Raw genomic sequence first — 20,922 nt, forward strand, 5'->3', positions numbered from 1 at the left:
CCCGGAAAAGACACACTTTTCTTTACTTAACCCGGGTCGGCACCGCCAATCTGCGGAAGGCAAAAAGTAGCCCCGAGGGGATTACCCTCGGGGCTACTGTGATGAGCTGGCTAGCTCGAAAGTCTTAGATCAGACCCTGCAGCTTCGACAGGTCGAACGGAATGGCTGCGACCAGTTCCTGCGGGAGCTCAACCTCGCCGGTCAGTGCACGGAACTCAGCGATGAGTGCCTGAGCGTCGGACAGGCTGTCGACGTTGGACAGGCGGTCAGCGAACTGCTGAACCAGGTCGGTCTTGGAGTCGGAAGCAGCAGCTGCCGGAGCGGCCTGTGCGCGAACAGGAGCGGAGCCCTGGCTCGGGTGCGGACGATCGGTCGGGCCGGAGGAGAGACCCAGGCTTGCGGAGCAAGCCGGCCATGCGCCCCAACCCTGCTGAGCCAGGACCTTCTCAGCAACGTAGATCTGCTGCTCGCGGGAAGCCTGATCAGCGGTCGAAGCGAACTCGTTACCACCGAAAGCGTTCCAGGTGCTTGCGGAGAACTGCAGACCGCCGTAGTAGCCGTTTCCGGTGTTGATGTGCCAGTTGCCACCGGACTCACACTGTGCCAGGCGGTCCCAGTCGGAGTCCGGAGCTGCAGAAGCGGTCGGTGCGAAGATAGCGGCACCGGCACCGAGGATTGCGCCGGTCAGTGCAACCTTTGCCGAAGTGGAAGCGAAGGTGTTGGTCTTAGCTGCGTGGCGAGCCATATGAAAATTTCCTTTTCGTCGATTTTCTTTGTGGCGCCAGTGGGGCTAATGCAACCCCATCTCACTCTTATGGAAAGTTCTTCACGTTATTGATAACGGGCCGATGTCATCGCACTGGAGTGAGATGAAGGCGATCTATGCGACTTCGTCCGTTAAACGCGTCGATTGCACACCGTAGCGGTTGATAACGAAATAGTCACGCGAATCGCCGGATTCTTAATTTTGAGCGCAGGTGGGAAATATACATAAAAGTAGGTGAAACTGCAGGTAAAAGACGTGACTGTTATTGGTGTTGTGTAAGTTAAAACTTCAAAATGTGATAAAGCTCACGTTATCGTCTTGTTATTTTTCCGGTTTTGGCGCGCCGCATGCACTGAGAAGGATGGCCATAAGAGATAGCCATAAAGAACCAACGCTGGCAGTTAGTTGCCGTCTCGGTGCGTCAATCCGCGAGAGTGCTCGCTTCACACAGATCCGTCTTCCCTTTATGTCCCCATCTATGGGTATAATTGAGTTCTTTAGGTAATCGGAGGTGACGTGCACATGCACGCCGCTACCGCTGCCGCCACTTCGCACTAGTAAGCAGTAATAAATAATGTGTTCCCGGTTGGAGTGCGTCCTGTTTTGGTCGCACCTTAATTAAAGGAACACCATTAAGACAGCACCCGGCCTGGCATATCCTCGCGGTCCTGTCTGGCCAAGCTCGCCCCGAGCGAGCCTCTAACTCTGGCCATTTGTGCGTGCGAGGACGGTGGCAAATGCGGAAGAATTGCATCTCCGATCCGAAGACCCCGAAGGGCAGTCACCGCTGCACAAGGGGAACGAGGTTGAGTGCCCCCAGTCACAGGGCACGGGAAGGTTAGGTGGAAAGTGCCCATCGGTAAGGTCAGGTGGTACGACAAGGATCGCGGTTTTGGCTTCGTTTCGAATCCGGACGGTGAAGATGTCTACATCGGCAGGAACGTGCTGCCGAAAGGCGTGGAAGAACTCGTAACTGGTCAGCGCCTGGAGTACGACTACGCTGACGGCCGCCCAGGCCCGCAGGCTCTCCGGATCAAGGTGCTCGACGAGGGACCGCGCGGTGCCCGTCACCGCCGTGGCGGGGCAGGTGGGGGCGCAGGAGCCCGTCGTCAAGCAAAGAAGCACAGCCCCAGCGATCTCAACGGCATGATTTCGGACATGATTTCCATGCTGGAGTCGACGGTGCAGCGTGACCTGCGCGCCGGGCGTTACCCGGAGCGTAAGGACGGCCACCAGATGGCTGAAGTCCTGCGTGCGGTCGCGCGCGAGCTGGACTCGTAAGTCGGTAGAAGATGTGAAAAACGCCCGCTCACGAAGGTGGATAACCTCAGTGAGCGGGCGTTTTGCTGTGCTTTACGACTGTTCGTTGACGATCGACCAAGTAATACCGTAGGTGGTCTCTTCACCCTCGGAGTTCTTTCCGATGAGCGCGGTGGAAACCTCCACGACCCCGAGTGGGGTGCGTTTGCCGGCAACAGCTGCGGAGCCGGCGATGGTCTCGGTCGTGGCTTCGCCCGGATCCTTGCGAGAGGTGGAGTTGACCGCATCGTCGGAGAAGAAACGCTGCAGAGTCCAAGAGTTAGAGCCAACAGTGGAGCCGACGTTAACCTCAGCTGTCTCCTGCTCGCCCAGGGAGATCTTGGCGGCGTTGGCCTCAGTCGTGGTGCAGGCATTCTTCTCAAAGAGGTCGCAGACACGGTAGGGAAGAACCTCTGTGGTTTCGCCGTCCTGAATGACCTCGATGGACAGCGCGTGCGGGTCGTCGATTGCCTGGTTGGTCCACTTATTGACGGCAAGGACAATGCCGGTGACGACAAGACCCACCACGACAATAGCGCCGACAACCATGAACGCCTTACTATTCTGTTGCCAGCGGCGCCTACTCGATCCCATCAACTCTCACTTCCCGACATTCGTAACGGAATTGAAGCTACGTTCAGTCACACTAGCCGTTCTCGGGCTAGATACTGCTATTCACTCACGGTAACACGGTAGGCCGTGGGCCATTTCTTCCCTGTGAGCAGGAACTGGCGGGGGCCATTGGGGGAGGTAGAGGAAGAATCCGGCAATAGAGCAATGCCGTTGAGCACATCAATACTGTTTTGCTCTGCCGGGGAGAGCTGCGCGTACAAGTCGCGGAAGAGCTCGGTGGCATCGACGATGCCTGTGACCTTTCCGTCTTCCGGGTTGATGCGGTAGATGAATGGACTCTGCCAGACGTTGGCCCAAATCTCGCGGTGCGATTGCGGGGAGTTTGGTCCGTCCGCGTTGCTCTGGTTGTTTGAATCGCTCGTGTCCGCTGGTGCTTCGTCCGGAGCTGCGTCCGGGGCTATGTCGGTGTCGACAGTGACGCACTCGAGTTCGTTGAGCCACGTTGTCTCTGTACCTGCTGCAGTGACGGGCAGTTGACGCTGGGAAGAGAGGTCATCGGGGGCGCGGAAAGTGAGGGTGCCACTGCCGTCGGAGGTCACGATGGTGTCCTCGAAGGAGCACGCGCCCCAGCCTTCGGTGTCGAAGGGAACCTCGCGACGCTGCTTGAGAGTAGCCGCGTCGCGTTCAATGGCGCGTCCTTCCTTCCACGTCAGCTGCCACACGGTATCTCCATGACGGGTAATCCCCTCGCCGAAGAGTTCAGGCTGTAAATCTTCCACGTTGGTCGGCTCGGCTGCAGAGTTGTCGAGCCACTGCGGTAATCGGTAAATCTGGGACTCACCGTAGAGGCCGGTGCCCATCAACAAAGAACCATCGGGTTCGAACTCAAGGCCCTGGACAAAAGGCGCAGCGACATTCTTCTCCGTGGGAAGTGGTGGAGCCAAGACAGGATAGGACTGCTCGATGGCCAGTTTCAGTGTCGGAACGTCACCGAGCCCCGGCACCTTATCGGCACCGACCAGCTCGGAGGGATTAACCGATGCCGAAGTCGACCTTGGGGCGGTGCCGGAGTTCGAGTCCGCACTAGCTCCACTAGAAGGGGCCTCGCCTGAGGGATCGCCACCTGAACCAGTTTCAGCCGCACAGCCGGCCAATAGGGCGGCAGTTGCCACGGAGAGGATGGCAGCTCGGACCGTCGTAAAGCGTGATGAGTGGAAAGGGCGGGCGAGTTTTGCATCGCCCGACGGGAATCTGTCCATAGCTTCACTCTAGGATAGGAAACGTGACTGAAAATCGACGACGTTCCCGAAACAGCCGCCGACGGGGGAAGGTGATGAATCACCAGGCGGTCGACACTGCCCGTACCGCTATTGAAGAGCTCGGGGAGGGGCCTGCCGGCGCGCACACCGGTGTAAGTGTCGTAGGCGAGGGCGTTGCGGTGCATCGTTTTGCGGCTGACCTGCCCGGATACAGGGGCTGGGAGTGGCATGTGGTGGTCGCGTGCGCGCCGGGCACTCAACAGGCGACGGTCAGTGAAGTGGCTCTTGTCCCTGGCGAAACCGCGCTGCAGGCGCCTGAATGGGTGCCCTACGAGGAGCGGCTGCGCCCCGGTGACCTCGGTCCACGCGATTTGTTGCCGGCTGCAGTGGGAGATGAGCGACTCGACGGCGATGACTTGCAGACCCGCACCTTGTCGGCGCGTGGTGTGGAAGACACCGAGCAGCGTTGGGAAGAGGGCGATACCGGCCCCGAGAGTGACTTTGCTCGGGAAGCATTGCACCGTTGCCGAACCTGCGCCTTTATGGTCCCGCTGACCGGGCCGCTCGGTAAGAACTGGGGCGTGTGCGTTAACGAATGGACATTCGATGCCACGGCCGTAAGCTTTGACCACGGCTGCGGTGCTCACTCAGCTATCCCGGAAGTAACGGGGCAGGGTGCACCGGTGGCGGAACCCTACCAGGATTCCCACCTGTAGCTTTCCACCTAGGCAAACGCGATGACGAAGAAGGTGCAGTTTCGACGCCACCGTGGCCCCAGAGACTGCACCGTTACGGTTTTCGGCACAAAAATTCCGCTCTGACACGGATAAACACGTGACACGGATAGTAAAGAGACTCTAGAGAGGCATAAAAAATGGACAAAGGTACGTCCACCTCTGCAACATCCTCAGATGAGGCGAAGGACTCCAAGCCTGCACGGAAGGGGAGCCATCTTTCGGCAGTGGACCGCTATTTTCACATCACGGAGCGCGGTTCGACGACCGTGACCGAGATTCGCGGTGGCGTAGTGACCTTCTTCGCGATGGCCTACATCATTCTGCTCAACCCGCTGATCCTCGGCAATATCGAGGATGTCAACGGCAATAGCCTGGGGATACCACAGGTCGCCGCTGTCACCGCGCTCGCCGCGGGTGTCATGACCATTACTTTTGGTCTCTTTGCCAAGTACCCCTTCGGCATTGCGACGGGCCTGGGCATCAACACCCTGGTTGCCGTGACATTCGTTGCTAACGAGGGGCTGGCCTGGGAAGAAGCGATGGGCCTGGTCGTGCTGGACGGCGTGATTATCGTGCTGCTGGCGCTGACCGGATTCCGCACAGCTGTCTTCCACGCGATTCCGTCCGATATGAAGGCCGCGATGAGTGTGGGTATCGGCCTATTCATTGCCATGATTGGTCTGGTCGACGGTGGCCTGGTTCGCCGTATTCCCGATGCCGCTGACACGACTGTTCCGGTGCAGCTCGGCATCAATGGTCAGATTGCCTCGTGGCCGACCGCCGTGTTCGTCCTCGGGCTGATTATCTGCGGCATCATGGTTGTCCGCAATATTCCAGGTGGCCTGTTCATCGGCATCGTGCTGAATACCATCATTGCGCTCGCAGTCGAGGCCTTGACGGATGCGGGCCCCTCCTTCGCTGATGGCAAGCCAGTGCCGACCGGTTGGAATCTTGCGGTACCGACTCTGCCGGACCGCGTAGGCGGCATGCCGGACTTGTCCCTCGTTGGAGCTGTGGATCTTTTCGGATCCTTTGCCCGCGTCGGTGCCCTCAGCGCCACCATGCTGCTGTTTACCTTGGTCCTGGCGAACTTCTTCGATGCCATGGGCACGATGACTGGTCTGGGCAAGCAGGCCGCACTTGTCGATGAAGACGGTGTGCTGCCGGACATGAAGCGCGCACTGGTTGTCGAAGGCACCGGTGCCATTGTCGGTGGTGCAGTCAGCTCCTCGTCGAACACCGTCTTTGTGGACTCCGCAGCGGGCATCGCCGATGGTGCACGCACTGGCCTTGCCAACATTGTCACCGGCATCCTCTTTCTGGCAGCGATGTTTTTCACCCCGCTCTATGAAATCGTGCCCATCGAGGCTGCCGCGCCAGTGCTGGTCATCGTCGGTGCCATGATGATCGGGCAGATTACCGAGATTGATTTCACCCGTTTCGACATCGCACTGCCGGCATTTTTGACTATTGTCACCATGCCGTTTACCTACTCGATTGCAAATGGTATCGGCATCGGTTTCATCACCTTTGCTGCGATGGCTATCTTCTCGGGTCGTGCCAAGTCCGTACATCCGCTGATGTGGATTGTCTCCGGCCTGTTCATCATCTACTTCGCCGCCGATCCGTTCACCGCTCTGCTGGGCGGCTAAAGAGTTTCCATGAGTACCACCACATCCCTCGAACGCTTTGCGCCCATCGTCGTCGACGATCCCGCCGACAGCCGTCTCGATGACATCCGCAACCTCAACAAGTCCGATTCCCGCCCCGATTTGCCCGGTGGGAAGGGGCTGGTCATCGCCGAAGGCACGCTCATTGTGCCGCGGTTAGTGCGCTCACGCTTTCCGCTCCGCGCAGTCTTTGGTACTCGCCAGAAGCTCGCATCGCTTGCCGACGGACTGACCGCGAGCGAGGCCGCTATTGCGGAAACGGTGCCCTGGTTTGAACTCGACCGCGAGGTTCTGGCCGCAGCGGCCGGATTTGATCTTCACCGCGGCCTTCTGGCCACCGCTGACCGCGCGCCGGAGCTATCGGTGGACCAAGTTCTGAGCGGAGCCACCACCTTGGCCGTGATGGAGGGAGTCGGTGACCACGAGAACATCGGAGCCCTGTTCCGTAACGCGGCGGGCATGGGCGTGGATGGGGTCGTCTTCGGCGCGGCCTGCGCCGATCCGCTGTATCGCCGCAGCGTGCGCGTTTCCATGGGGCATGTGCTGACAGTCTCATTTGCGACTCTGCCCGGTACTACGACCACCTGGCAGCGAAGCCTGGACCAGCTCAAAGAGCAGGGCTTCCGCGTGGTGTCGATGACCCCTGCGGGCACGGTGGACCTGTGGGATGCCATGGACACGGACAAGGTCGCGATTCTCGTTGGCGCTGAGGGGCAGGGGCTTACCGAGCACGCGATGGCAGCCACCGATGTGCGTGCTCGCATTCCCATGTCACCGGGAACTGACAGCCTGAATGTGGCTACCTCCGCGGCGATCGCGTTCTACGAGCGACTGCGCGTTCAGTCGCAGCGCGCAGGGCGGTAGAAACTATTTCCCGAACTTGCCTCGCGCCCGCTGCCAGGTGCGGCCAGCGAAGTTCTTGGCCTTAGCCCCAAAGCGACTGAGCTCCTCCAGAAAGTCTCGGTTCGGCTCTGCGTTGTGAACTTCGTAGTCGTCGTAGGCGCGGTCAAGCTCTGCGCCAGACTCGGACGAACCCGGCTCACCCATTAGCCCGCGTGGACTACGAGACGTCGAATACGAAGCCCCGGGAGCCGCACGACGGCCATCCACCGCAAAACCACTAACAGGGATATCGGTAGCGGGCGAATGCGGGTCGAATCCGAGCCAGTCGGTGATGACGGCGTCGGCAAGCTCTGCCGGAACGAACGGCAAACCGACCCCCTCGCGTGGACGTGAACCCGTACCTTCGAAAGCATCGGGCAGCGGGCGGTGCTTGCCCGCCCAGAAGCTGCCCTCTGCGGGGCAGGGAAGACCGATGTCTTCCAGTGTGCGGTAGCGAGTAGCGGAGAAAGCACGCTTGAGCTCACCATCGTGCCAATGCGCAAAGGCACCGAAGCCCGTGGATTTATTCGACACACTCGCGTAGACGTCCGTGGCGGCAATCTCCTGGCGCAGACGAGGCGACAGCTTGGACAGCTGCGAGACATCATCGAGAACCGTCTGCAGTACGGCAACGCCCTCAAATCCACCGATGTAGTATTCACCGTCACCGGTTTCCGCCGAGCGGTTGAGCGGGAAATCACCAATCGGTGTTACCGGCAACGTCGAGTCATAGAGAGCTAGGAAACGACGCCCGAAACCGCGGTCATGCTGAACACCTGTCTCCAGGGTCGCAGCAGGGTCATTGGTGCTGATAAACCAAATCGTGACTACACCGCGGCGAATCGCGGAGAATTCGAAATCAGAAGCGTTGCCACTGTTCATGGAGCTCATTGTCGAGGGAAACTCCTACTTCTTCGGGCCGTTCGGACGTACGCCGAGTAGCACATCCTCCCACGACGGCATGACAGTCTTCTTCTTGCGCTTCGGCTGCTCCGCGTCCGGGTGCTGCAAGAACTCCGCCTCGTCAACATCGTCGTCGACGTCGCTTTGCGACGGAACATCCTGCTCCCCGTGGCCTCGCTGCGGCTCCGCCGAAGACTGCCATGCGGCTGGCATCTCAGAGGTATCCGCGGTATCAGCAGCTCGATTGGCCTGCGGAGCCAAGTCTCGGTTGCGGCGGGCAAAGTCGGGGTCAATCAGCTCTGCTGCCAGCTCATTGCGAGCAATGGTGAGCGCGGAAAGTCCCTCCGCCTGGTAACTCCACTCAGCTACGTTGGTGGTGTGGCCGACATTCCAAGTAACCGTCACAATCCACTGTCCACTCGGGTCGCGGTAGGCGTCCCACGAGGCATCGGCGAGTTCCTGGCCACGGGCGGCAAAAGCGGTGGCGAGAATCTCCCACAGGGACAACTTGGCCGGGCCATCAATGCGACGTGGCTTCGACTGCTTGCCGAGCTCCGCAATACGTGCGCGCTCCGCAAGCACCGGGTAGGCGAAGGACTCAATCTTGCGCGGCTGCATGCCGCTGTACTCAATGAGCTCCTCCACCGTCTGGCCGCTGCGAATGCGATCCTGGATTTCGCGCGGCGACAAAACTACGCGGGGCTCTTCCAGAACTGGCTTCGGTGCCGTTGGAGTCTTCTTCGGTGCCCCGCCTGCCGTAGCGGAGTTGCCGGCCGCCTCGCTGCCTTCGGCCGCGTCGCCGCTTGCGGTGGTGGCTTCCGCTGTGCTGTCACTAGTGGAACTTCCGTCGGTGGAACCGCTCTCTGCGGTAGCACTCTCCTCAGAGCTACCGCCGGCAGTGGCGGTGGCGGCGCTGGATCCGTCGGCAAGCGATGCGGAATCAGCTGCAGCAGGGGAACCGGCGGCATCGGCGAGCTCGAAGTTCTCGACCAGGAAAGTGCGCAGGTTCTCGTCGAGAGGCAGCGTGAAGCGAAGTCCCTCCTGCCGTTCCTGCTCGGTGATATCGGCGGGAACGAGAATCAGTGAATCGGTCACATCGCCGTCCAGAACGGGCTTCAGCTCCCTCATGCGAGAACCTCCTTGTTGGTCGACGTTATAAGTAATGCTCACTAATCATGGTAAACGACAAAACTCCCGCGTCACGGACAAATGGGGCAATGCCCTTGCGCGTGGCGCGGGAGTTATGCGGCTGAGGCCGGTATTTGGCTGTTACTTTGCAGCGTAGCCGTTGTCCAGAACCCAGTCGATAGCGCCAGTCAGACGACGGATGTCCTCCGGGTCGATGGCCGGGAACATACCGATGCGCAGCTGGTTGCGGCCCAGCTTGCGGTAAGGCTCGATGTCGAGGATGCCGTTGGCGCGCAGAACCTTGGCGATCTGTGCGGCGTCGATGTTGTCCTCGAAGTCGATGGTGCCGACGACCAGCGAGCGCTTTGCAGCATCGGTGACGAACGGAGTTGCCTCCGCGCGGTTCTCAGCCCAGTTGTAGAGGTGGGAGGAGGACTCGGTGGTGCGGGCAACCATGCCGTCGAGGCCGCCGCTGGCGTTCATCCACTTGACCTGATCAGCCAGCATCAGCAAAGTGCCGACGGCCGGGGTGTTGTAGGTCTGGTTCTTGCGGGAGTTATCAACGGCAGTCTGCAGGTTCAGGAAAGCCGGGATGAAGCGGTCGGAAGAATTGATCTTCTCAATACGCTCGATGGTAGCCGGGGACATTGCAGCCAACCAGATGCCGCCGTCAGAAGCGAAGCACTTCTGCGGGGAGAAGTAGTAGACGTCAGCCTGGGACATGTCGACCGGGAGGCCGCCGGCACCGGAGGTGGCATCGATAGCCACGAGCTGGCCCTCGGAGCCTGCCGGGCGGGTGACCGGAACCATGGTGCCGGTGGAGGTCTCGTTGTGAGCCCAACCAATAAGGTCAACGCCCTCTTCGCCAGCGACAACCTCAGGTGCGGAACCCGGCTCTGCTTCGATGATCTGCGGAGCGTCGAGCCACGGAGCCATCTTGGAGGCCTTGGCAAACTTGGAGGAGAACTCACCGTAAGTCAGGTGAGCGGACTTCTTCTCGATGAGCCCAAAGGTGGCAGCATCCCAGAAAGCGGTTGCGCCGCCGAGGGACAGGACAATCTCGTAGCCGTCCGGAAGCTGGAAGAGCTCAGCCAGACCCTCGCGAACCTCACCAACAACGTTCTTCACTGCCGGCTGACGGTGGGAGGTACCCATGATAGAGGTACCGCCGTCAACGATTGCCTGAATCTGTGCCGGGCGAACCTTCGACGGACCGCAACCAAAGCGGCCGTCGCCGGGCTGGAACTCTTCAGGGAGGACTGGGAATTGATCGCTCATATGAGGCGCAACCTTTCAAAGTGCATTCAAAGTGAAGCTTGATATACAGCCGTTGTCTTCAAACTCTAGCGGTAATCGGGGGTACTTATAGCAAAAGGGTGGGGTTCAATTGCCCCCGCTTCCGTACTTTGCATAACAAAACAGGGTGGATTGGCGTATTTGCAAAGTTTGCGAAGAATTTTTTCCAGTTTTGTTGGTGCTGAAAACTTGGCGGTGTGGGGCCTCGGGCGGGCGGCGAGGGGTGAATTATTGTGGATTTAGTCGATGTGTTTTCGGGTGTCGACTCGATGGCTTTTGAACTTTTAAAGACATTGGCTGTTGAATGTGCTCCTGACCTCCTGATTAGTAAATAAGCAGTGACAACGTAATAAACCCGTTTTTCCATTTGCATTTCGGGGTAAAGAGGGGTCAAGATTGGGTAAGCCCAGGCTGCCCGAATGGGGTAGAGGGTGTTGCACTGCTCACACTCTTTGATATTGTGTGTTCTAATCCACTGCAGGTGTCGGTTCTTTATGGTTACGACACGGTCGATGTGAACTAAGCAAACTTTTTTCACTGGGCAAGATGCAATGGAACGCAAATGTCGCGCATAATTGAATCATTGAAAACAATGCGACCCCGAAGGGGTGGCGTGGAGTTGGGAGGCAGCATGCTGTTTTCCGCTGTGCCTGCTTCCCCCGCACTCTGGAGTCGTTAAGAAAAATTTTTCTGTGAAAGGGAAGTTGTGGCTACTAAAGACGGCAAGGCTGTACTCCACTACCCGGGCGGCGAGTTCGAGATGGACATCGTCAAGGCAACCGAGGGTAACGACGGTATTGCACTGGGCAAGATGCTCCAGGAAACTGGACTGACCACCTTTGACCCGGGCTACACCGCCACCGGTTCTACCGAGTCCAAGATCACTTACATCGACGGCGGTAACGGCATCCTGCGCTACCGCGGTTACCCGATTGAGCAGCTGGCTGAGAAGGCTACCTTCAACGAGGTTTCCTACCTACTGATTCACGGCCACCTTCCGTCTGAGGAAGAGCTTGCGCAGTTCAACCACGACATTCGTCACCACACCCTGCTGGACGAGGACTTCCGTCGCGCATTCAGCATCTTCCCGCGTGGCGCACACCCGATGCAGACCCTGGCTTCCTCGGTCAACATCCTGGCTTCCTACTACCAGGACGAGCTGGATCCGCTGAACGAAGAGCAGCGCAACCTGGCTGCGGTTCGCCTGATGGCTAAGGTCCCGATGCTGGCTGCATACGCTTACCGCGCATCCAAGGGTGAGCCGTACATGTACCCGGACAACAACCTGAACGCTCGCGAGAACTTCCTGCGCATGATGTTCGGTTACCCGACCGCTGACTACGAGGTTGATCCGGTAGTGGTTGATGCTCTGGACAAGCTGCTCATCCTGCACGCTGACCACGAGCAGAACTGCTCCACCTCCACCGTCCGCATGGTCGCTTCCTCCGGCGCTTCCATGTTCGTCTCCATCGCTGCTGGTATCAACGCTCTGTCTGGCCCGCTGCACGGTGGCGCTAACCAGGCTGTTCTGGAGATGCTCGAGGACATCCAGCAGAACCACGGTGGCGACGCAACCGAGTTCATGAACCGCGTGAAGAACAAGGAGCCGGGCGTCCGACTGATGGGCTTCGGTCACCGCGTCTACAAGTCCTACGACCCGCGTGCAGCTATCGCTAAGAAGACCGCTCACGAGGTGCTCCAGCACCTCGGCGGCGACGAGCTGCTGGATCTGGCTATGAAGCTGGAAGAGATTGCACTGGCTGATGACTACTTCGTCTCCCGCAAGCTCTACCCGAACGTTGACTTCTACACCGGTCTGATTTACCGCGCCATGGGCTTCCCGACGGACTTCTTCACCGTCCTGTTCGCCATCGGCCGCCTCCCGGGCTGGATTGCTCAGTTCAACGAGCAGGTCACTGACCCGGCATCGAAGATCAACCGCCCTCGCCAGATTTACACCGGCGAGACCGAGCGTGACTTCGTTCCGCGCGACCAGCGCTAAGGTTTCTAGCGATTACTGCGTAGGGGGTTCCTCGCAGGTAACTCAGCATAGAAAAGTCCAGCGTTGAAAACGCGAAAAGGCGCGTACTAGCCTTCGAAAGGTTGGTACGCGCCTTTTATTTTTCCTAGAATTCTAAGAAACCCCATTTAAGTTGGGTCCATTTACGTTGGGCTGAATACCAACTGTGAAAAAGCCAACTGTGATAGGAGATTGTCTTGTCCAAGCCAGAACTCACTGCTAAGTCCGGTCCGGCTCCGACGGAACTCGTCATCAACGACCTCACTGTCGGTGACGGCAAGGAGGCCACCCCGGGTGCTCGTGTCGAGGTCCACTACGTGGGTGTTGACTACGAAACCGGTGAAGAGTTCGACTCTTCCTGGAACCGTGGCCAGTCCATCGAGTTCCCGCTGAACGGCCTGATTGCCGGTTGGCAGGAAGGCATTCCGGGCATGAAGGTCGGCGGTCGTCGCGAGCTGATTTGCCCGCCGGAGAAAGCTTACGGCCCGGCTGGTGCAGGACACTTCCTGTCTGGTAAGACCCTGGTCTTCGTCATCGACCTGTTGGACGTTAAGTAAAAGTCCGCATGCTAGCTCTGTTGGTCGGCTGAGCTTCGCTTCGCGGTTCCTGCCCATCCCTCCGTCGGCGGTTTGCAGGATTTCCGGCGAAGAAAGTGACTGCGTTTATGACACTTCAGGCGTGAAAAATTGCCCAAAAGTGTCATAAACTCAGTCACTTTCTTGCTTTCTGAGGTTGGGGTGGGGGCTGAAGGCCCAAACCAGCCCCACACCAGCCCCACACCAGGCCCAGACCCCTTACTCACCCAGCGCGAAGCGACGGTAGTGGTCGAAACGCTGCTCACGGCCAACGCGAGCCGGATTCTTCTCCAGCTCCCAGAGGGCGTGCTCGATAGCACTCAGAGCACGGCGGGGCAGTTCGGCCGGATTCTCAGGTTCGGCCACAATCTCGTCGATGACCCCGGTCTTCAGCATGGCCTCGGCGCCAACGCCCTGCTCCTCCATCATTTCCGGGGCATGCTCGGTGTCTCGGTAGATAATCGCCGAAGCACCCTCCGGCGGCAACGGAGACATCCAGGCATCGTGCATTGCCAGCACGCGGTCAGAGGGCAGCATGGCCAGCGCACCGCCACCGCAGCCCTGGCCGAGAATGAGTGACACGGTCGGAACCTTCAAGTTCACCAGCGTGGTCAAGGTGCGGGCAATCTCGCCGGCCATGGCATTTTCCTCGGCGTCCTTGGTCAACTCAGCGCCTGGGGTGTCAATGACCGTGACCAGCGGAATGTTCAGGCTTTCCGCGATGCGCATCGCACGGCGGGCAAAACGCAGTGAGCCCGGCCCCATTGGATGCGTGCCCAGCGGCGGCTGGTTATGGCGATCCTGGGCGACCAGAATCACCGGCCGCTCACCAATCCGCGCCAGGCGAGCCCGAACCGACAGCGACTTGTGGCCATCGCCAGTGCCGGAAATCGGCACGGAGCAGTCGACAAGGGCATCGATAATATCGCCGCCACCTGGACGAGAAGTATCGCGGGTGCGCAGGATAGCTTCCCAGGTATCGCGACCATCAATGGCTGCTGCTGGCGGTGGGGTGGGTTCGCTGGCGTCTCCGTCGGCAAGCACGTCGATGGTGCGGCGGACAGCGCCGCGCAGACCTTCGAGCGGAATGATGCCGTCGATAATGCCCTGCTTGAACAGGTTCTCGGAGGTCTGAACGCCTTCGGGCATGGGTTCGCCGGTAGCGAGCTCGACGACGCGCGGGCCGAGGAAGCCGAGAAGCGCGCCGGGCTCTGCGAAGGTGAAGTGGCCTGCCGACCCCCACGACGCCATGACACCACCGGTGGTGGGATTGCGCAGGTACACCAGGAATGGCAAGTGAGAATCCTTGTGGCGCGCCACTGCGGTGGTAATAGAGATCATGAGCGCGAACGCCGCAGTGCCCTCCTGCATGCGAGTGCCACCCGAGGTCGGGGAGAGCAACAGTGGCAGCTGCTCCGCAGTCGCGCGCTCGATGCTGCGAATAATACGACGAGCGGTTGCGGCGCCGATAGAACCGCCGAGGAAGCCGAACTCAGAACAGATGACGGCGACGCGCTTGCCGCCGACGGTGCCTTCACCGGTGATAACGGCCTCATCGAGACCGGTCTTCTCAGAGGCTCGGGACAGTGTGCCGCGGTAGGACTCGTCGATGTTGCCATGCTCGGGCGCGCCGTCCCAGGAGGTGAAACTTCCGTGGTCGAGGACGGTATCTATTACTTGTTGGGCGCTGATTCTAGCCATACCTCCACGGTAGTAAACAAGGGGTAAACCGGCTTAGTTGATGGTGGGCGGAAAGGGGTAGCGCTATTGTCGGAAAAAAACGTGTCCGCACTACCGAGGAGTCGAACCAATGCCGATTACTGAGCGCCTCACCGAGCTGGCTGAACAGAGGCCAAACGTATGTGTCGTCGGTTCCATCAACGCAGACCTGACCGTCACCGTGAAGCGCCTGCCGCATGGTGGCGAGACTATCGAGGGCAGTCCTCTGCGCATTCTGCCGGGCGGTAAGTCGGCGAATCAGGCGGCGACGGCTGGAAGACTAGGCGCGGCCGTGGAACTGGTCGGCGCGGTCGGTTCGGATCCCAATGCGCAGTTGCTGCGCGACGCGCTTACCGACGCTCACGTGGACATCTCTGCAGTTGAGACCGTCGACTCCGCCACTGGTACAGCCATGATTGTCGTTGATGATGCGGCGGAGAATTTCATTGTCATCTCCGCTGGCGCCAATGGTGAAGTCGATGCTGAGATGGTGCGCAGTCATGCGGACAAGATTCAGCGGGCTGGGTGCCTCGGTCTGTGTCTGGAGATTTGTGATGAGGCTGTCCTGGCCGCCGCACAGATTGCCCACGATGCGGGTGTGCCGGTGGTGTTCAACCTGTCGCCGATTCGGGCGGTCAGTGAGGATCTGCTCGCGCTGGTCGATGTCCTCATTGTCAACGAGCACGAACTCGCAGCCATCATCGGCTCCGAGCGCGCGGTCGCCGGTTGCGAGCACGGTCAGTGGGATGCGGTTGGGCGCGTGCTTGCCGACGAACACGGGATTTCCACGGCCATTGTCACACTTGGCGGGGAGGGGTCTGCGGTCTTGAGGACGTCGGAAAGCGAGGTGGCAGTCACTCGCATTCCAGCGCTGCCCATCGAGGTCGTGGACACCACGGGCTGCGGTGATGCGTACATGGGTACGGTCCTCACCGCGTTGGCCGCGGGCGATGATGTGGTGACGGCAGCTCGTCTTGCGGCGGTGGTCTCGGCTCATGCGGCGACAGGCGTGGGGGCGCAGACCTCCTATGGCGAGATAGGAAAAATCGCGAAGTTTGCGGCGGACCATGGTCTATAAGGTGCGCTGCGCAAAGGCCTATAAGGTGCGCTGAGCAAACTACGCGATTGACGATTATTCGGTTTTAGGTGACCGTGGCCGAAGGAGTCACGCTCTTTTGGGCAGGGCTGGGGCTAGCTCTTGGCTGTCAGAGCCTTCTTCCAGCTGACCGCGGCACCGGTGCGCAGGACATTGCGCGGGTAGATCCAGGCGGCGAGTGCGATGACTGCGGCTACTCCCACAACCATGATTAGCAGCGAAGCCGCCAACTGGAGTGCGGAGAAGTTGCCAACGGCGTACTGCATCGGGGCAGTGGTGATGGAAACCGGTGGAATCCACGCTGCAATCTGCATGACGGTAGAGTCCAGCTTGCTCCAGCCAAACAGCGGAACATACATCGTGATCAGCGAGAACACCAGTACCGAAATCTGTGCGCCCTGGAAATCTTCCATACGGCTGACCAAGGATGCGGAGGCTGCATACAGCGCGGCGAAGAAGAAGTAACCGAGGATGAAGCACGGGACCAGCAGCCAGACTGCGGACCACGGCACATCGAAGCTCTCCGCCAATCCGGTAATCATGAGGGCAACTGCGGCGCTGGCGGTCAGCACGCTCATCATGATGATGCCAGCCAGACCGGCGCCGAGGATCTTGCCAGCCAGCAGGTGCGCCGGGCGAACGGTCGAGAGAATGATCTCGATGACGCGGGAGGACTTCTCCTCGATGACGCTGGTGGCCACCGCGCCGCCGAAGACGAGGATGGCGGTCATCATGACCATCACACCAATCAGTGTGATGACCACTGCGGGCATCTTCTCGTCTTTGGCTTCATCCAGCGACTCCACCGACACGGCTGCGCTTTGAGTCTTGGAGAAAAACTCGCTGGGGTTGATTCCGTTTTCGCTGAGCAGCATGGCTTCATTTTGTTTCTGCAGCGATTCCTGCAGCATTGGGGCCAGCCAGGATGGGGCGTCGTCGGCAAGCAGCTTCCACGAGCCCTCCTTGCCTTCTGCGGTGTCGGGGACGAGAGCGGCGTCGGCGTCGCCGTCGGTGACGGCAGCGCGAGCGGCCTTGTCGTCTGCCGCGGACGTAATCTCCAACGGTGAGAGCGATGCTGTGGCAAATGCGCCGGCTGCGGCATCCGCGCCTTCAGCATCCTTTATTTCGGCGGTAGCGTCGGCGAGAGAGTCCGCGAACGGCGCTTCTCCGACGACCGCGATTTTTACGGTGTCATTATCGGACTTGGAGGTCATGTAGTCGGCAACGAAGATACCGCCGACGGCCGCCACTGCCATGATGATGAGCGTGATTAGCGAGCTTTTCTTCAGCAGATGCTCGCGGAGTTCGCGGACGAAAACAGTCTTGACGGCCGTTGAGGCGTTGTAAGTGTTGGTGCTCATTGCTGTACGGCCTCCTGGTAGAGCTCGGTAAGTGGAATTTGCAGAGGTCCAAACGAACGGACCGTTCCCGCTGCCATCGCGCTGTGTAGCAGCTTCTGGTCGGTGTCGGCGGGGGCGTTGGAATCGAGGTGAACGACGGTGGCACCATGGGTATCACGCTCCACGCTTGTCACGCCCTCGACGGAGGTCGCCCAATCCTGGGGCGCACCATCGAGCTTGACGACGAAAGCCCGTGGGCCCCGTGCTCGCAGCTCATCAACAGTGCCTTCCACGAGCATGCGGCCGTCGCGGATGATGCCGACGCGGTCACACATGCGCTCGACAAGGTCGAGCTGGTGGGAAGAGAACACAATCGGGGTGCCGCGGTCGGCGTACTCCTTGAGTACGGAGCTCATCACCTTGACCGCAACTGGGTCGAGACCAGAGAAGGGCTCGTCGAGGACTAGTATTTCTGGGTCGTGGACGAGGGAGGCTGCCAGCTGCACGCGCTGCTGATTGCCGAGCGAGAGCGTGTCGACCTTGTCGTTGGCACGCTCGGTGAGACCGAGGCGCTCCAACAAGTTGTCGGCATTGGATTCCGCGCGCTTGGTGGGCACACCGTGTAGGCGAGCAAAGTAAATCAGCTGCTTGCGGACTTCAGCCTTGGGGTAGAGGCCGCGTTCTTCTGGCATGTAGCCAATCGTGCGGCGCAGCGAGTCATTCATCGGGGTATCGCCGATGCGCACCTCGCCTTTATCGGTGGCCAGCACGCCCAGGGCAATGCGCATAGTGGTGGTCTTGCCGGCACCGTTAGAGCCGACGAAGCCGTAGATTTCTCCAGGGTGAACTTGGAAGCTCATGCCACGGAGAACCTGCAGGTCTCCGTAGGACTTCTCAAGCCCGTCAATAATGAGGCTGTTCATGGTGATCCTTAGATTGAGGAGTGAAGGGCAGAGGAGGGATATGAGTTTTTGAGCCCGTACTAGTCGTCGCGCAGATTCCAGGCGTAGACGACGGTGGGCAGCGTGGAAATGTAGAGGAAAGCGATAATTCCGAAGATTCCGAAGCTGTACGGAATGTAGCGTCCCCAGTCAGGTTGCGCGTTCAGGACATAGGTGCCCACCAGAACGAGAGCAAGGAAGGCCACCAAGCCGAAGTAGGTGAAGCAGCGATATGTCAGCCCCCGCAGGTTCAGAATCTGTTCCTGCTGGTATTCGTCCAGTAGCGAGGTCGGTGCGCTGTCAACCATGTCGACTGTGATGTTGAGGCTGGTCCAGACGACGACCATAATGAGGGAAATCACTGGCCAGAGCAGAGAAAGCCATCCCGGGAAAATATCGGTCAGGCTACCGAGAAGCGCGATGCCGCTCAGCAGCATCAGCACAAGGCACACCTCGAATGCGATGACCAGCTTCCGCCGCGCCGCCTGGTTGCGCCACTTGGGCAACCAGCTCGACATCTGCTCGACACGCTTTGTGTACTTCGCTTCGCGCCGGGCTTCTAGCTTTTCGAAAAAGTTCGGTGTTGCGTCTTCAGTCCGAATAGCTGGCATCGTTAGCTTTCCTTTCGGTATAGGGCAGAGGACATGGGCTTGAATTCCTCGCGAGAAAACACCGCCTCAACGGGGAGATCGAACACCGCGCAGATGCGAAATGCCAGATCCAAGCTGGGGTAGTGGTCACCTCGCTCCAACGCGCCAATCGTTTGAGGATTGACCTCTACTTGTTTGGCTAGTTCGGCTCGGCTGAGTCCGTGTTCTGCCCGCAGCACTGAAATTCTGTTGAATATCGGTTCTTTGGGTTTAATCTTTGGGGACACACTCCAAAGTGTTATATAAACACAACGCTACGTCAACTGTTCGCAACAAAATGAAGCGCACTCACCTTTCTAAACCGCAGGTCAGCGGGGTAGAAAAAATCTAAAAAATATTCAGTCCGTACACTCGGTTGGCATGACCACACTCAATCTGAAGTACGATGCAGCGACAACCGGAATTGCCAACGTGGAAATGGTCGATGGCAACGCCATCCCGATTCTGGGGTTCGGTACCTACAAGCTTGACGATGAGCAGGCGCGCGAATCCGTGCGCTACGCCCTGGAAATCGGCTACCGCCACATCGACACCGCATCGCTCTATCGCAATGAGCGAGGGGTTGGGCAGGGTATTGCTGATGCGGTCGCTGCGAACGTCGTAAAGCGTGAAGATATCTTCGTGACCACGAAGGTCTGGAACGATGCGCAGGGGTCGGCGGCGACGCGCGAGTCCGTGCGGGCATCTTTAGAACGGCTCAGCCTTGACTACGTTGACCTGGTGCTTGTGCACTGGCCGGTGGAGAAGCAGGGGACGTTTGGGCAGTGTTTCGATACGCTGCTGGAGCTCAAGCGTGAGGGGCTGATTCACTCGGTTGGTGTGGCGAACTTTTACCCAGAGGTGCTCGACCAGCTCTCGGAGACTCCGGTGGTCAACCAGATTGAGCTGCATCCGCAGTTCCCGCAGAATGAGCAGGTTGAAGACGATCGTCGTCGCGGTATTGTCACGCAGGCTTGGTCGCCGTTGGGGCGCGCGAAGTACTTTGAGGGCTCGCCGATTGCTGAAATCGCAGATCGCCTGGGTAAAACTCCCGCCCAAGTTGCTATCCGCTGGCACCTTCAGCGTGGCATCGTGGCCATCCCGAAGTCGGGCACGCCGTCGCGCATCAAGGAGAACTTTCAGGTCACCGACTTTGAACTCACCGACGAGGACATGGAAACGATTGCGTCGATGGCGCGTGCCGACGGGCGCCTGAGCGGCGACCCGCGGGTATTCGGCAACGAATAAGCGAATTTAGATTTGCTTATAGCCCCATCACTATTGGTGTTTCGCGGGTAGCCTAAATGCTATGACGAACCCAGCATCTGAAATCCGCGTCGAAGCCGACGGCGCAATTGTCACTATCACCATCGACCGAGATCATAAGCGCAACTCCCTGACTGCCGACGTGTGTCGTGACATCGCCGATGCGGTGGAAGCTGCCGCTGAGGTTCCAGAGCAGCGCGTTATCCTGCTGCGCGGCGAAGGCCGCGCTTTCTGTGCGGGCGCCGACCTGAGTGGCCAGCACCATGAAGATTCCTTCCACGAACAGCTCCGTCGAATGCTGCGCACAATCGAGGCCAGCCGTCTGGTGGTTATAGCGGATGTGCAGGGGCCGGCTGTCGGCGCTGGGATGCAGCTGGCGATGGCGGCCGATTTGCGCGTCGTGGGTGAGCGCGGCTGGTTTATGATTCCGCCGGTCAAGCTCGGTATCGCTGTCGATGCCTGGACAATTCGCCGCGTGCGCGTCCTCGTCGGCGGTGCCCGTGCCCGCACTATTCTGTTGGCGGCCGAGCGCATGGATCAGGAAGCCGCCCGCGGTTGCGGTCTGGCTTCCTACCTCGGTGGTCCGGACAAGGCGGAGGAGGTAGCGCTTCGTATCGCCACCTACGCGCCCCTGTCGCTGGCCTACCACAAGGCAGTGCTCAACGACGATGAGACGCATAGCCCGTTGAAGGACTACCAGCAGGAGCTCTACAACACGGTGTGGGCTTCCGAGGATGCTGCGGAGGCATCGAAGGCGCGAGCCGAAAAGCGCGAACCAAATTTCATTGGCAAATAGGTCGAATAGGTTCAGCAATTAGGCGAA

20 protein-coding genes are annotated in these 20,922 nt (G+C 59.5%); 9 read left to right on the plus strand and 11 right to left on the minus strand.

Annotated elements, in window-relative coordinates; all coding sequences use genetic code 11:
* Positions 1 to 124: 124 nt before the first annotated feature.
* Positions 125 to 745 (minus strand): transglycosylase family protein, encoded by a 621-nt coding sequence (locus HMPREF2751_RS02465; RefSeq protein WP_016423316.1) that lies wholly within the window; start codon positions 743 to 745, stop codon positions 125 to 127.
* Between the two features lie 870 nt (positions 746 to 1,615).
* Here HMPREF2751_RS02465 and HMPREF2751_RS02470 point away from each other — a divergent pair.
* The gene (locus HMPREF2751_RS02470; RefSeq protein ID WP_070545904.1) at positions 1,616 to 2,047 is read left to right on the plus strand and encodes a cold-shock protein; all 432 of its coding nucleotides are present in this window, start codon (positions 1,616 to 1,618) and stop codon (positions 2,045 to 2,047) included.
* 72 nt (positions 2,048 to 2,119) lie between these two features.
* Here HMPREF2751_RS02470 and HMPREF2751_RS02475 read toward each other — a convergent pair whose 3' ends face one another.
* Together HMPREF2751_RS02475 and HMPREF2751_RS02480 are read right to left on the minus strand one after the other, a co-directional pair.
* Positions 2,120 to 2,614 carry a DUF2771 family protein gene (locus HMPREF2751_RS02475; protein WP_049193037.1) on the minus strand — a complete coding sequence of 165 codons (495 nt, stop codon included), beginning with the start codon at positions 2,612 to 2,614 and terminating at the stop codon, positions 2,120 to 2,122.
* A 122-nt stretch (positions 2,615 to 2,736) separates the two neighbouring features.
* Entirely contained in the window at positions 2,737 to 3,897 is a 1,161-nt protein-coding gene (locus HMPREF2751_RS02480) for a glutaminyl-peptide cyclotransferase (RefSeq protein ID WP_070549878.1), read from the minus strand.
* A gap of 23 nt (positions 3,898 to 3,920) precedes the next feature.
* On the opposite strand from HMPREF2751_RS02480, the gene HMPREF2751_RS02485 reads away from it, so the two are divergent.
* The 3 genes from HMPREF2751_RS02485 (at position 3,921) to HMPREF2751_RS02495 (ending at position 7,168) form a co-directional block, all read left to right on the plus strand.
* Positions 3,921 to 4,613 (plus strand): DUF3027 domain-containing protein, encoded by a 693-nt coding sequence (locus tag HMPREF2751_RS02485; RefSeq protein WP_224433761.1) that lies wholly within the window; start codon positions 3,921 to 3,923, stop codon positions 4,611 to 4,613.
* A 158-nt stretch (positions 4,614 to 4,771) separates the two neighbouring features.
* Positions 4,772 to 6,286 (plus strand): NCS2 family permease, encoded by a 1,515-nt coding sequence (locus HMPREF2751_RS02490; protein ID WP_016423312.1) that lies wholly within the window; start codon positions 4,772 to 4,774, stop codon positions 6,284 to 6,286.
* A 9-nt stretch (positions 6,287 to 6,295) separates the two neighbouring features.
* Positions 6,296 to 7,168, plus strand: coding sequence for a TrmH family RNA methyltransferase (locus HMPREF2751_RS02495; protein ID WP_070595310.1), 873 nt, complete (start codon positions 6,296 to 6,298; stop codon positions 7,166 to 7,168).
* Between the two features lie 3 nt (positions 7,169 to 7,171).
* Here HMPREF2751_RS02495 and HMPREF2751_RS02500 read toward each other — a convergent pair whose 3' ends face one another.
* The 3 genes from HMPREF2751_RS02500 to serC all read right to left on the minus strand — a co-directional run bounded on the left by HMPREF2751_RS02500 (position 7,172) and on the right by serC (position 10,495).
* Positions 7,172 to 8,077, minus strand: a complete 906-nt coding sequence (locus HMPREF2751_RS02500; protein ID WP_070595312.1) for a DUF6928 family protein — start codon at positions 8,075 to 8,077, stop codon at positions 7,172 to 7,174.
* Positions 8,078 to 8,092: 15 nt separating this feature from the next.
* Positions 8,093 to 9,217: a septation protein SepH gene (sepH, locus tag HMPREF2751_RS02505; RefSeq protein WP_083304391.1), complete on the minus strand. Its 1,125-nt coding sequence runs from the start codon at positions 9,215 to 9,217 to the stop codon at positions 8,093 to 8,095.
* Between the two features lie 141 nt (positions 9,218 to 9,358).
* Positions 9,359 to 10,495 (minus strand): phosphoserine transaminase, encoded by a 1,137-nt coding sequence (serC, locus tag HMPREF2751_RS02510; protein WP_069359661.1) that lies wholly within the window; start codon positions 10,493 to 10,495, stop codon positions 9,359 to 9,361.
* A gap of 724 nt (positions 10,496 to 11,219) precedes the next feature.
* Here serC and HMPREF2751_RS02515 point away from each other — a divergent pair.
* Together HMPREF2751_RS02515 and HMPREF2751_RS02520 are read left to right on the plus strand one after the other, a co-directional pair.
* Entirely contained in the window at positions 11,220 to 12,515 is a 1,296-nt protein-coding gene (locus HMPREF2751_RS02515) for a citrate synthase (protein WP_016423307.1), read from the plus strand.
* Between the two features lie 215 nt (positions 12,516 to 12,730).
* Entirely contained in the window at positions 12,731 to 13,090 is a 360-nt protein-coding gene (locus HMPREF2751_RS02520) for an FKBP-type peptidyl-prolyl cis-trans isomerase (RefSeq protein WP_005511805.1), read from the plus strand.
* A gap of 237 nt (positions 13,091 to 13,327) precedes the next feature.
* Here HMPREF2751_RS02520 and HMPREF2751_RS02525 read toward each other — a convergent pair whose 3' ends face one another.
* On the minus strand, positions 13,328 to 14,809 hold the full coding sequence (locus HMPREF2751_RS02525; RefSeq protein WP_070595314.1) for a carboxyl transferase domain-containing protein: 1,482 nt from the start codon (positions 14,807 to 14,809) through the stop codon (positions 13,328 to 13,330).
* A gap of 109 nt (positions 14,810 to 14,918) precedes the next feature.
* Here HMPREF2751_RS02525 and HMPREF2751_RS02530 point away from each other — a divergent pair, with 109 nt between their 5' ends.
* Positions 14,919 to 15,905, plus strand: coding sequence for a ribokinase (locus tag HMPREF2751_RS02530; RefSeq protein ID WP_070595316.1), 987 nt, complete (start codon positions 14,919 to 14,921; stop codon positions 15,903 to 15,905).
* 113 nt (positions 15,906 to 16,018) lie between these two features.
* On the opposite strand, the gene HMPREF2751_RS02535 is transcribed toward HMPREF2751_RS02530, so the two are convergent.
* From HMPREF2751_RS02535 to HMPREF2751_RS02550, 4 genes are read right to left on the minus strand one after another with little or no spacing between them, the layout of a single operon-like run.
* Complete coding sequence (locus HMPREF2751_RS02535) at positions 16,019 to 17,284, minus strand: ABC transporter permease (protein ID WP_070595318.1); 1,266 nt, start codon at positions 17,282 to 17,284, stop codon at positions 16,019 to 16,021.
* Positions 17,281 to 18,186, minus strand: coding sequence for an ABC transporter ATP-binding protein (locus tag HMPREF2751_RS02540; RefSeq protein WP_069359659.1), 906 nt, complete (start codon positions 18,184 to 18,186; stop codon positions 17,281 to 17,283). Before HMPREF2751_RS02540 ends, HMPREF2751_RS02535 begins: the two co-directional genes overlap by 4 nt.
* 59 nt (positions 18,187 to 18,245) lie before the next feature.
* Positions 18,246 to 18,815 carry a hypothetical protein gene (locus HMPREF2751_RS02545; RefSeq protein ID WP_049189717.1) on the minus strand — a complete coding sequence of 190 codons (570 nt, stop codon included), beginning with the start codon at positions 18,813 to 18,815 and terminating at the stop codon, positions 18,246 to 18,248.
* Positions 18,816 to 18,817: 2 nt separating this feature from the next.
* Positions 18,818 to 19,081, minus strand: a complete 264-nt coding sequence (locus tag HMPREF2751_RS02550) for a helix-turn-helix transcriptional regulator (protein WP_042388879.1) — start codon at positions 19,079 to 19,081, stop codon at positions 18,818 to 18,820.
* Between the two features lie 133 nt (positions 19,082 to 19,214).
* Here HMPREF2751_RS02550 and HMPREF2751_RS02555 point away from each other — a divergent pair, with 133 nt between their 5' ends.
* Both HMPREF2751_RS02555 and HMPREF2751_RS02560 read left to right on the plus strand, forming a co-directional pair.
* Positions 19,215 to 20,081, plus strand: coding sequence for an aldo/keto reductase (locus HMPREF2751_RS02555; protein WP_016423301.1), 867 nt, complete (start codon positions 19,215 to 19,217; stop codon positions 20,079 to 20,081).
* A gap of 61 nt (positions 20,082 to 20,142) precedes the next feature.
* A complete protein-coding gene (locus HMPREF2751_RS02560; RefSeq protein WP_016423300.1) occupies positions 20,143 to 20,895 on the plus strand; it encodes an enoyl-CoA hydratase in 753 nt (250 codons plus the stop codon).
* The last annotated feature ends 27 nt before the right edge of the window (positions 20,896 to 20,922 follow it).

Origin of the sequence: Corynebacterium sp. HMSC063G05 (assembly GCF_001810555.1) — a bacterium.
Classification (GTDB): domain Bacteria; phylum Actinomycetota; class Actinomycetes; order Mycobacteriales; family Mycobacteriaceae; genus Corynebacterium; species Corynebacterium jeikeium_D.

Excerpts from the sequence above, each read along its gene's own strand:
- HMPREF2751_RS02545 (WP_049189717.1), bottom strand. The coding sequence starts at position 18,815 with ATGCCAGCTATTCGGACTGAAGACGCAACACCGAACTTTTTCGAAAAG.
- HMPREF2751_RS02540 (WP_069359659.1), bottom strand. The coding sequence starts at position 18,186 with ATGAACAGCCTCATTATTGACGGGCTTGAGAAGTCCTACGGAGACCTG.
- HMPREF2751_RS02530 (WP_070595316.1), top strand. The coding sequence starts at position 14,919 with ATGCCGATTACTGAGCGCCTCACCGAGCTGGCTGAACAGAGGCCAAAC.
- serC (WP_069359661.1), bottom strand. The coding sequence starts at position 10,495 with ATGAGCGATCAATTCCCAGTCCTCCCTGAAGAGTTCCAGCCCGGCGAC.
- HMPREF2751_RS02495 (WP_070595310.1), top strand. The coding sequence starts at position 6,296 with ATGAGTACCACCACATCCCTCGAACGCTTTGCGCCCATCGTCGTCGAC.
- HMPREF2751_RS02535 (WP_070595318.1), bottom strand. The coding sequence starts at position 17,284 with ATGAGCACCAACACTTACAACGCCTCAACGGCCGTCAAGACTGTTTTC.
- HMPREF2751_RS02525 (WP_070595314.1), bottom strand. The coding sequence starts at position 14,809 with ATGGCTAGAATCAGCGCCCAACAAGTAATAGATACCGTCCTCGACCAC.
- sepH (WP_083304391.1), bottom strand. The coding sequence starts at position 9,217 with ATGAGGGAGCTGAAGCCCGTTCTGGACGGCGATGTGACCGATTCACTG.
- HMPREF2751_RS02465 (WP_016423316.1), bottom strand. The coding sequence starts at position 745 with ATGGCTCGCCACGCAGCTAAGACCAACACCTTCGCTTCCACTTCGGCA.
- HMPREF2751_RS02480 (WP_070549878.1), bottom strand. The coding sequence starts at position 3,897 with ATGGACAGATTCCCGTCGGGCGATGCAAAACTCGCCCGCCCTTTCCAC.
- HMPREF2751_RS02490 (WP_016423312.1), top strand. The coding sequence starts at position 4,772 with ATGGACAAAGGTACGTCCACCTCTGCAACATCCTCAGATGAGGCGAAG.
- HMPREF2751_RS02560 (WP_016423300.1), top strand. The coding sequence starts at position 20,143 with ATGACGAACCCAGCATCTGAAATCCGCGTCGAAGCCGACGGCGCAATT.
- HMPREF2751_RS02500 (WP_070595312.1), bottom strand. The coding sequence starts at position 8,077 with ATGAGCTCCATGAACAGTGGCAACGCTTCTGATTTCGAATTCTCCGCG.
- HMPREF2751_RS02475 (WP_049193037.1), bottom strand. The coding sequence starts at position 2,614 with ATGGTTGTCGGCGCTATTGTCGTGGTGGGTCTTGTCGTCACCGGCATT.
- HMPREF2751_RS02555 (WP_016423301.1), top strand. The coding sequence starts at position 19,215 with ATGACCACACTCAATCTGAAGTACGATGCAGCGACAACCGGAATTGCC.